The sequence below is a fragment of the Myxococcus xanthus genome, from assembly GCF_013116825.1.
GTDB classification, from domain to species: domain Bacteria; phylum Myxococcota; class Myxococcia; order Myxococcales; family Myxococcaceae; genus Myxococcus; species Myxococcus xanthus_B.
This window is the reverse complement of sequence record NZ_JABFNS010000206.1, coordinates 1-11105: the sequence shown is the minus strand read 5'-3', so window position 1 is coordinate 11105 and position 11105 is coordinate 1. Positions and strand designations below refer to the sequence as shown.

Below are 11105 nucleotides of genomic sequence, written 5' to 3'. Positions count from 1 at the left end.
CCCCTGAGTGGCCCGAACCCCAGCCCCCCGCGCTGCGGCTGCCCGACTCGGTCCGCCCCACGCGTTACGCGCTCGACCTGAAGCTGCTGCCCGCCGAGCCCACCTTCTCCGGCAGCGTCAGCATCGACGTGGACGTGAGCGAACCGGTGCGCCAGGTCTGGCTGCACGGGCAGGACATGGAGTTCTCCCAGGCCCGCGTCGAAGCGGGAGGCCGCACCCTGGAGGCCCGCGCCGTCACCGCCAGCGAAGGGCGGCTCGGGCTGCTGCTCCCCGAAACGCTCGCGCCAGGCAAGGCCCGCATCCACATCGCCTTCACCGGCAAGGTCGACCGCGAGCGCAGCCAGGGCCTCTACGCCGTGGAGGAAGGCGGCGAGCCCTACCTCTACACCTTCTTCGAACCCGTCGACGCGCGCCGCGCCTTCCCCTGCTTCGACGAGCCGGGCTTCAAGGTGCCCTGGACGCTGCGCATCACCGCCAAGGAGGACCACGTCGCGCTCGCCAACCACCCCGTCGTCTCGCGCGAGACGCTGCCGGACGGGCTGGCGCGCGTCACGTTCGCCGAGAGCAAGCCGATGCCCAGCTACCTCGTGGCGTTCGTGGTGGGCCCCTTCGACGTGGTGGACGCGGGCACCGCGGGCCGCAACGCCGCGCCGCTGCGCTTCATCGTGCCGCGCGGCCGGGGCGCGGAGACGGCCTACGCGGCCAGCGTCACGCCGCGCATCGTCACGCTGATTGAAGACTACTTCGACATGCCGTACCCGTACGAGAAGCTCGACGTCGCGGTGGTGCCCCGCTACTGGGGAACCATGGAGCACCCGGGCCTCGTCGCACTCGGGCAGCCGCTGACGCTCATCCGCCCTGGCGAGGAGACGCTCGCGCGCCGCAAGTGGTACGTGAACATCGCCAACCACGAACTGGGGCACTACTGGTTCGGCAACATCGTCACCTGTCAGTGGTGGGACGACATCTGGCTCAACGAGTCGCTCACCTCGTGGCTGGACCGCAAGACGGTGGACCCCTTCGACACGAGCTGGGGCTTCGGGCTGGAGCAGAGCACGCAGTCCACGCTCTTCGCGTTGGACACGGACGCGCTCGCCGCCACCCCGCCGGTGCGCAAGCCCGCCAACACGCATGACGAGGTGCTGGGCTCATTCGACAACGGCACCACGTACGCCAAGGGCTCGGCCATCATCGACATGTTCGAGGCGTGGCTCGGCGAGGAGCGCATGCGCGACCTGCTGCGCGGCCACATCAAGAAGCATGAATGGGGCGTGGCCACGTCGGAGGACTTCGCCGCCACGCTGTCGGCCGCCGCGGGGCCGGACGTCGCGCGCGCATTCCGCAGCTTCATCGACCAGCCCGGCGCGCCGCGCATCGCCGCCGAACTGCAATGCCAGCCGGGAGGCCCCGCGAAGCTGAAGTTCACGCAGGAGCGCTACGTCCCCGCGGGCTCCACCGCCAGCAAGGACCAGACGTGGTCCGTGCCGGTGTGTGTGCGCGCGGGCTCCGGCAAGACGTCCGAGCGCACGTGCACGATGCTCAGCGGGGCCACGGGCGAGTTGGCGCTGCCTGGCAAGAGCTGCCCTTCCTGGTTCGTGCTCAACGCGGGCGGCACCGGCTACTACCGCTCTGGCTACACGCGCGAGCAGCTCACCCGCGTGCTGGCCGCGCCCACGGAGGCGCTGACGGTGCGCGAGCGGCTGACCCTGCTGGCCGACATGGAGGCCGGGGTGCACCGGGGAGACCTGCCCCTGGGCGACGTCCTGCGCTACGTGCCCACCACGGCCAAGGCGGACCACCGCCTCATCATGCAGCGCGGCGCCCGGCTGCTGACCTTCGTGCACGTGGACCGGCTGTCCAACGACGAGCGCGCGCGCTACCGGAACTGGGTGGCCGCGATGTATGGCCCTCGGGCCCGCGCGCTGGGCTGGGAGCCCAAGCCCGGTGACGATGACGCGGTGAAGTCGCTGCGACCCAACCTCCTGGGGCTGGCGGCGCTGCGCGGCGAGGACCCGGCCCTGGTCCGGGACGCGAACCGGCTGGTGAAGGCGTGGCTGGCGGACCGGAAGTCCGTCCACCCGGAGGCCGTTCCCCTCGCGCTGATGGTGACGGCTCGGAACGGAGACAAGGCCTTCTTCGACACGCTGGTCGCGCGCGCCCGCGCCACGGAGGACCAGACCGAGCGCAGCCGCGTCTTCACCACCCTGGGCGCCTTCCGGGACCCGGCGCTCATGCGCGAGGCGCTCGCGCTGGTGGCCGGCAGCGAGTTCGACCTGCGCGACACCCATTCAATCCTCACGGGGGCCTTCTCGATGCCGCAGACGCGGGCGCTCGCCTGGGCGTTCTACCAGGAGCACTTCGACGCGCTCGCCAGCCGGATGCGCTCGGACGAAGTCGCCGGGCTCATCGGACTGGTGGGCATGCTGTGCGACGAGAAGACCGCCGCCGAAGCGGAAGCATTCCTCACCCCCCGCGCGGCGAAGCTGGAGAACGCCTCTCTCACCCTCACCCGCACCTTGGAGTCCATCCACCTCTGCGCCGCGTCCAGCACGCTGAACGCGCAGAGCGTCAGGGACTTCCTGAAGGACCAGCCGAGCCCCGCGAAGCTCCGCTGAGCGCACGACACGCCTCCCGTGCGCGTCATCGCGAAACGCATCTGCGTTCCGTCATGACGCGCACGGCCGCGGTGGTTGCAGCCCGTGGCAGGGGTCCACTCCAGCCACGTCCGGCACACGGGCTGCACTCAGTCCGCCGGACCCATGCCTCGAACGTACACAGCACAAGCGGGCGACTGCGTCTCCAGCATTGCCCACGCACACAACCTGAGTCCGCAGCGCGTCTGGGAAGCGCCCGAGAACGAGTCCCTGCGACGGGAGCGGACGAGCCCCCATGTGCTCAAGCCCGGCGACGCGGTGACGCTCCCGGACAAGGAAATCCGGCAGGTCCCCTGCGCGACGGGAAGGACGCACACGTTCAGGCTCAAGGGCATCCCGGAACGCTTCCGCCTGCGACTGCATGAGGACGGTGCGCCTCGGACGAAGGTGCCCTACCGGCTCGTCATCGGGGACGTCACCCACGAAGGAGAGACGAACGAGCAGGGCCTCATCGAATGCGGGATTCCTCCCGGTGCCCGAGAGGCGACGCTGGAGGTCGGCGGCGAGGAGTACACGCTGTCCCTGGGGACGCTCCAGCCCGTGTCCACGGAGGAGGGGCTGCGAGCGCGCCTGGTGAACCTGGGCTTCCTCGCGGACGAGGCCAGCGAGGAGGACGCGCGCTCCGAGGCGGTCGCGAGGTTCCAGGCCGAGTACGGGCTGATGCCCTCCGGCACGGTGGATGAGCAGACCCTTCACAAGCTGCGAGAGGCGCACGGTGCCTGAGACCACGCCCCCTGCTCCAGGGCCCAAGCGCCGCCGTCTGGGCCATGTCGCGCGCGGCGGTGAAATCAACACGCTCAACATCCGGTTTCCCGGCCGCTACTACGCGTTCGTCACGGAGCGGGAAGGCGCGGACGACGACCCGCTCTACCTGCGGCTGGAGTGCGTCGAGCGCGACTGGATGGACCGTGTCTGGAACGAACTGGAGAAGCAGTTCGACCCGGGCGACTTCCTCCGCTTCTTCAATGCCGTCATCAACGGCCGGCGCTTCGAGGACTTCTACGACGCGCTGACGCTGGAGCAACTCAACCTCTTCTACGTCGTCTATTACTGGTTCCTGCGGCGGGTCATCGACGACGGCAATGACTCCGCACCGGTGTCCGTCTTCGAGTTCGAGCTCGCGCCCGGAGACCCGCTGCGTGACGACCTCTACGAGACGGACTGGTTCCACCTGGAGCTGCAGGCGACGCCGGGCAGCCCCCGCCCGGATGGGCTCTTCGTGCGTGCGGGCAGCGTGCGTCGCGCGGGGGTTCACACGGTGCGGGGCTTCACCCCGGACACGGACTCGCCGCCCGCGGAGCGCTGGCTGCGGAGCTTCCTGCGGGTGGAGGATCGCTCGGATGGAGGGCTGACGCAGGGCGCCCTCAAGGCGCTCCACTTCCCGCTGCCCGCGCCGCCACCACCACCGCCTCCACCTCGTCCAGGAGGCCCTGGCGGCTCCGGAGGCTCGGGACCGATTCCCGAGCCGCCCATCAAGGACCCCTTCGCCATCCCTGCCGCGCCCCTCCCCATCCCGGTGACGGCCCGCACCGCCACCCCGGCGCTGGCCCGGTGGATGCGCGCCGCGGCCCACCAGCTCTCCCACCACGTGCGCGCCTTCACCGAGGAGGTCGCGGACTTCTTCGATGACTGGATGCCGCCTCCCGGAGGGCCCGTGCTCGCGTTCGCCGGAGCCGCCGGCCCTGCGCTGACTTCACGAACGGTGCCCCGGGAGAGGCCGCGGCCTGGCGCTCCACCGCCCACGGCCCACGCCTACGTCGGTGATGGCGCGCCCAATCCGATGGATGCGTCCGACCCCAACCGCCTGTTCGCCCCCTTCGTGGGGCTGTTCAACGTGGGCCAGGGCGCGTGCTCGGTGCTGTACGACAACCAGGGGCGCGCCATCGTCTATTACGACTTCGGCAGCCCGGCCAACGGCCAGCAGGGGACCTTCCCCCTCATTCCGCAGGGGCACTGCGTGGGCCCCTGCATGTGCAACGGCCCGCTCATCATCCTGTCCCACTGGGACATGGACCACTGTGATTTGGGGCGCTACTACCCGGAGTCCTTCCGCTGCCGGTGGCTCGCGCCGCAGCAGCACATGGGCACTGTCGTGTGCCGCGACACGGTCGCGCGCGTCGTCCACGACGGTGGCGAGTTCTACATCTGGGCGGCATCGGGGCGGCCTGGAACCGCCGCGAGTCCGCGCGGCACGCCCAGCTCCTGGAACCGCCCAGGTGGCAGTCACATGCGGTTTCCCTGGGGCTTCGTCGAACGCAACTACCGTGAAGGCGCGCAGAACCCGCTCGCCAGTGGCTCGGACCCGCGCAACAACTCCGGGCTGGCGCTGTATGTCTGCGTGCGCGACGCGGCCGGTGCGGCGGCTGTCCCCGCGGGCCCCGTGGCCACCGACGCCAACAACCTGGGGGGCAATGGGCGGGGCCTGGTCACCATCGGCGGAGGCGCCCCTCCGGGATGGGTGGGGGCCGCGTTCGCGGGGCCCAACCTTCCTGGCATTGGAGGCGGCCTGGCCGCATTTCTCGCGGCGATGGGGCCGGCCGGTGGCAACCCCAATCCCGCGGCGCTCCTCGCCCGGCGACAGTCGGCCGCGGCCACCGCGGCGGTGGGCCCTGGAGGTCCAGGCGCCGGTCTCACCGCGAGACAGCGGCTGGTCATCGCGACGCTGGCCGTGGCGCACCCCGGGCTCGCTGCCGCCACGGCGGTGGCGTTGGGCCGAGCCGCGGAAGTCGCCGCGGACGCCGTGGTGGTCGCGGGCGGAACCCTGCCCCAGATGGCGGCGGCGGCGGGCGCGGCCGTCATCGTGGCGAGCGGCGCGCCGGGCACGGCGGTCGCCACCTTCACGGCCATGGGGACAGCAGCGGCGGGCGGCGCGCCGCTGATGCCCGGGAGCGCCGAGGCCCTGGCGTTGGCCCATGTGCAGGGAGCCATCGTCGGCGCACCTGCCGCCTCCCCCGTCACGACGGCGGCGAATGCGGCGGCCGGCGCCGTGCCGCAGGGCGCCGAGGCGGTGCGGGCCGCGGTGGAGGCCGTGGTACGCACCCACGCCCCCGCGCCGCTCCCCGGCCTGTCGCTGGAAGGCGCGGTGGCGCGCGCCGCTGGCGTCAGCAACCCGGCCGCGGTCTGCAAGGCCCTGGCGCCCCCGCTGCCACCGACCCTCCAGGGAGAGGCGCCCTTCCACGCCAACGAGCGGTTCGTGCTCCTCACGGGCGACGTCAACTACCAGTACATCCCCGCGCAGCGGCGCCCCTTCGCCGCGCCCGGCGGCGGCGCTCCCGGAGGCGCGGTGGCGCTCCCCTACGCCCCCACGGCGCACCCGCCCGTCATCGTGGGCCTCACCGCGACCCACCACGGCTCCAACAAGGTGGGGGCGAACGACCTGAATCCCGACAGGATTCCATGGGCCCCCAACACGCCGCCCACCCGCGCGGCCGCGGTCGCGCACGCGGCGACGGCGCTTCCCAATCCCAACATCCGCCGGGCCGCGACGGCCGCGGCGGCCGCCGCGGCGCTCCCACTTCCCTTGCCCGCGAACCTGGCGAACCTGGCCGCCGCGGCGGAACGCGCTGCCGATGCCGCCTCCGCGGGGCCCTTCACCCCGCTCATCGTGGCCCGTGCAGCGGCCGCGGCGGTGGTCCTGGAGAACGCCGCCCCGAACACGCCACAAGCGCAGTTCGTCCAGTTGGGGACCGTGTCCGCGGGCGCCCCGCTCCCCTTGCCCGTCCTGGCCGGCGGAGCGGCGGCGGCGTGGGGCACGGTGACGGCCGCGTTGGGCGGTGGCGGTGCGGCGGCGGTGCCAGGACTGGGCCCCGTGGTGGCGGTGCCAGGAGGCCCCCAGGTGGTCAGGGCGGCCACCGAGGCCGTCCTCATGGCCAGGGGGCTCCCCAACGCCCACCACACCGCATCAGCGCGCAGAGCCGTGGAGCAGGCGCACGTCGGCGAGAGGCCCGGAGCGCCACAACCCGTCCTGCTGGCCGTCGCCGCGGCCGTGGCCGTGCGGCGGAGCATCGCCCAAGGCGGAACCATCTCCGTCCCGACCGCCACCGCCATCGTCCAGGCCGCCCGCATGAGCATCACCACCGGCGCCGGGGGAACCCTGGCGGCCCTCGCAGGAGCGGGGATTGCCAACCTCCCCGCGGTGACCCATCCCTATTTCGCCACCGCCGTCGCCGCCATCCCCAACCCGCCGCTGGCGGCGGTTCAGGCCGCGCTGGGGCTCGCGCAGAGCGTGCCCATCGACCCGGCGAATGCGCCCTTCGCGGTGGCCAACGCCTTCGCCCCCTCGCCCGTCCTTCCCGAAATCATCCTGGATGCCCTGGTGTCTCGCGGCCAGTCGCTCCCGAAGTTCCCGCTCGCGTTGGTTGAGATTGCCGCCGCCCTCGCGGCCATCGGGCCCGCGGCCTCTCTCTCCGAAGTGGCCGCGGTCGTCGAGGCGGCGCGCGCGGCGCAAAACGGCCAGGCGGCGGGCGCCCCTCCCGCCGCCGGGCTCGCGCACGCGGCGGCGGACCGCATCGGCTATTCCTACGGCGTCGCCACCCAGACGGGCGGCGCGGCGGCGGCCCCGCCCTTCGCGCACCGGTATCTCTCTCAGGGCGTGGGACATCCCGCCCACCTCGCCATCGACAAGTACCAGCGCCGGGGTTGGGCGGTGCGCCGCAACACCAGCATGCACGCGGACCAGAGCACACAGCCAGACGACAGCCCTCGCGGGCACCACGCCTTGGGGTGGGAGATGGCCCCGCTCTACGAAGGACCGCTGCGTCCGGCCTCCGCCGTCACGGGCACCCTTTCGCGGACCTGCCATGGTTGCAAGGAGGTCGCCTCGGCCCGAGCCGCCGCGGCCGTGGGAGCGGGAACAGCGCCAGCCACCGCCGTGGCCACCGCCATCGGCGTGGTCCCCGCCGCGGCCGCCGCCACTGCCCCCGCGGCAGGTCCCGTCAACGCCGCGCAACTGGGCCTGCAGGGCGTTCCAGCCGCGCGAGCGGCCCGCCGGAGCCTGGAGCCCGCCATCGCGGCCCGGGCCGCCGTGCCCTTCGCCAGGGCCGCGGTCGCGGGCGTCGCCGCGGCCCATGCCACGAGCGCATGCATCATCGTGAGCCAAGCGGTCCTCGCGGCCTGGTGGCCCGCCGCCACGGCGCGAGGGGCCGTCGTCCGGGGCGGGCCTCTCTCTCCGGCGGCCGCGATGCTCGTGGGCGTCCCGGCATCGGCCGCCGAAGCCGTCACGGCGGCCTATACCACGGTGCTGGCCGCCCCACTCGCCCTGCCCCCGACGGACCTCGCCGCGGTGGTGGCCGCGGTGGCCGTGAGCCTGGGAGAGCCGCCCCTCGCCGCTGTCGCCGCGACCGTGGCGCTCCCCTTCCTGGGTGGCACGGGCGCGGCGGCCCACAGCGCGGCCCTGGCGACGGCCGCCGGTGTCGGGATTGATGACTTCGCGGCGGCCATCGTCGGAGGCGCTCATGCCTGCGCGTTGGGCGCGAACCTGCCAGCGCCCGTCGCCGCCAGGGTGGCCGCCATCTCCGCCATGGCCGGAGGGGCCCCACTTCCCGCGAGGCTGGATGCGGCGGCCAACGCCATCTCCGCGGGACCTCCGGTCGCGGCGCACCACGCCCTCCTCCTGGGCACGGCGGGAATCACGCTTCCGGCCATCGCCGCGGTCGTCGCGGCGGCGGCGGGCATGGCCCACGCGGGCGTGACTCCCCCAGCCGCGGCGGACGCGAGCACCTGTCATGCCGCCGCGGCCGCCACCGTGCCGGGCATCACCCAGGCCGCCGTGAATGCCTGCGCCGCCACGCTCGCGGGCGGCGCCATCCACCCCAACCCAGCCGCTGTCGCGGGCCTCGTGGCGGCCTCCACGCCGACCGCCGCCGCCGCCGTGACAGCCGCATCTGCCGTGCTGACAGCCACCGGGGCGGCCCCGCCGACGCCTGGGGACGCCGCCGTCTGTTACGCCTCGGCGGCAGCCGCCGTCACCGCTGCGATGGGAGGCGCAGCCGCCGCCGCTGAAGCCGCGGCCGCCGCCCTCACGGGCGTCTTCGTGCCCGCCGTCGGCAACACCGCGGTGACGGCCGCCACCGCCGCGAACTCCAGCGAGGAGGCAGCCGCGGCGGTGGCGGCGGCCGCCGCCCTCGTCACGGCGGATGCACTGACGCTGCCGACCTTGGCCCAATCGGCGGCCTGTTACGCTGCGGCCGCGGCGGCCGCGGGTGTTCCGGCGCTCGCGGCGAACGCGGCGGCCGGGACCCTTGCCCTGGCCGGCGTCACCGCCGCCACCGATGCCAACACGGCACTGGTCGCGGGCGCCGCCCCGCTCGCATGTGCCACGGTCGCCGCGGCCATGGTCGTCACCCAGCTCGCCGTGGGCGGCGCCGCCAATCACCGCGCGGTCGCGGCCGCGGCCAGCGCTTCAGCCATAGGCGTTCCCGCGGGGCCGGTGGACCAGGCCGCCCAGAGCCTCAGCGTGGGCATGGCCCATCCCATCTCCGTGGCCATCGCCGAGTCCGCGTCGATGCGGGCTTCGGGCGCATCGGAAGAGGCAGCCGCGGCCATGGCCACCGTCCGGGCGCTCGAGCCTCGGAGCGCCCCGCTGGCCGCCGCGGCGGCAGCCAGTGCGGGCGTCCCCGCCGCGGACGCCGCCGCCACGGCCGCCATCCGTCTCTTCAATGTCTGACCCGTCCGTGCCCTCGCGTGACACAGTTCCCCCATGTTCGACGTCGCGCGCTACCTGGAGCGAATCGGCGTGGGGGCGGAGCCGTCCCTCACGAGGCTGCACCGGGCCCACCTGGAGGCCGTGCCCTTCGAGAACCTGGACATCCACCTGAAGCGGCCCATCCGGCTCGACACGGACGCCCTCTTCGAGAAGGTCGTCGTCCAGCGGCGCGGCGGCTTCTGCTACGAGCTCAACGGCCTCTTCGCCCGGCTGCTGACGGCGCTGGGCCTCCGGGTGACGCTGCTGTCCGCGGGCGTGGCCACGGCCCCGGATGGCAGCGCCTACGGCCCCGAGTTCGACCACCTGGCCCTCCAGGTGGAGGATGAACAGGGACGCTGGTTGGCGGATGTCGGCTTCGGTGAGTGCTTCACCGAGCCCCTGCACCTGGACACCCACGACGTCCAGGTGCGCTCCGGCCGCGCGTACCGCCTCTCACCTGAGGGCGACGACCTCGTCCTCTGGAGTGAGAAGCCCTCCGGATGGGAGGCGGAGTACCGCCTCTCCCTCATTCCCCGCCAGCTCGCGGACTTCGAGGGCATGTGCCGCCACCACCAGACCTCCCCGGACTCCATCTTCACCCAGCGGCGGCTGTGCACCCGGGCGACGCCAGAGGGGCGCATCACCGCCAAGGAGGGCACACTCGTCCTGACCCGGGGCGGGGTCCGGACGGAGCAGCCTCTCCCCGACGAAGACGCCCTGCGGCGCGCGCTCGTCGAACACTTCGGCGTCATCCTCCCGCCCCTGGAGTAGTGCGTACCTGTCCCCACCCCATCCTCCATCGTACGATGGCCAGGCAGGGGAAGCCCCAGAGGGGTTCGCCTGTTCATCCGCGTCGACGCCCCTGCCCGGGGCTGGCGCCCCTTTCCGCAAGCCGTCCACCCAGGAGAACGGATGTCCCGCTTCACATTGCTGGCCGCAGTCGTCGTGCTCACCTGCCCGTTGTGGGCGCAGGCGAAGCCGGCCGCGGATGAGACCGCTCGCGTCCATGCGGCCGAGGCGATGAAGCAGGCCTCCTCCCCCCGAAGCGCCGCCAGCCTGCTGCGGATGCACGCGCTGGTGGACGAGGTGGAGGACCTCACGCCCCTGCTGAGCACCTACGCCTACGTGGCCTCCCGGCGCACCTCGGACCCGAACACCCGCGCCACCGCGCAGATGCTCCTGCTGGACACCGAGCGCGCCCGGGGACGGCTGGTGCGCGCCAACGAGGTGAAGCAGTGGCTGGGCTACGTGGGCGACTACTACGTCACCGGCGGCTTCGAGAACGAAGGCAAGGCCGGCTGTGACACCGACTTCGGCCCCGAGGCCGCCAACCTGGACCTGTCCGCCACCTACCCCGCGGCCAAGGGCGGCAACACCACCTGGCGCAAGCTGACGGCGAACACCTCGGATGGCTACATCGACCTGGCCACCGCCATCCGCCCCAACCGCGAGGCCGTGGCCTACGCCGTCACCTGGCTGGAGTCCTCCCAGGAGTCGCGCGTGTCGCTGGGCGTGGGCACGTCCGGCGCGTTCCGGCTGTGGGTGAACGGGCAGCTCGCCGCGAAGGAGGACCGCTACAACCTGCCGCGCCCGGACCAGTCCCGCGTGTCCGTGAAGCTGCGCAAGGGCCTCAACCGCGTGCTCGTGAAGGTGTGCCAGGAGTCCGGCCCGCTGGGGTTCTACCTGCGCCAGGAGTCGCCCACCGTGCGCGCGACGCTGCCGGCGAAGGCGCCCGCCCTGGAGAAGGGCCCCGCGCCGCAGCCCCAGCC

Annotated in this window: 4 protein-coding genes and 1 pseudogene; all 5 read left to right on the top strand. The window is 73.2% G+C overall.

From position 1 onward, the window contains the following. The coding region (locus tag HNV26_RS35265; RefSeq protein WP_171452983.1) for a M1 family metallopeptidase at positions 1-2615 on the top strand (2615 nt) is incomplete at its 5' end. A gap of 144 nt (positions 2616-2759) precedes the next feature. After that, positions 2760-3377, top strand: coding sequence for a peptidoglycan-binding protein (locus HNV26_RS35260; protein ID WP_216613037.1), 618 nt, complete (start codon positions 2760-2762; stop codon positions 3375-3377). Next, positions 3370-9318, top strand: coding sequence for a flagellar hook-length control protein FliK (locus tag HNV26_RS39115; RefSeq protein ID WP_366817096.1), 5949 nt, complete (start codon positions 3370-3372; stop codon positions 9316-9318). The genes HNV26_RS35260 and HNV26_RS39115 overlap by 8 nt, the downstream gene beginning before the upstream one ends. 33 nt (positions 9319-9351) lie before the next feature. Then, the gene (locus HNV26_RS35250) at positions 9352-10107 is read left to right on the top strand and encodes an arylamine N-acetyltransferase family protein (protein ID WP_171442968.1); all 756 of its coding nucleotides are present in this window, start codon (positions 9352-9354) and stop codon (positions 10105-10107) included. 141 nt (positions 10108-10248) lie between these two features. Next, a pseudogene (locus tag HNV26_RS35245) lies at positions 10249-11105 on the top strand (DUF3857 domain-containing protein); the annotation flags it as partial.

Coding starts and splice junctions, on each gene's coding strand:
- HNV26_RS35260 (WP_216613037.1), top strand. CDS start 2,760: ATGCCTCGAACGTACACAGCACAAGCGGGCGACTGCGTCTCCAGCATT.
- HNV26_RS35250 (WP_171442968.1), top strand. CDS start 9,352: ATGTTCGACGTCGCGCGCTACCTGGAGCGAATCGGCGTGGGGGCGGAG.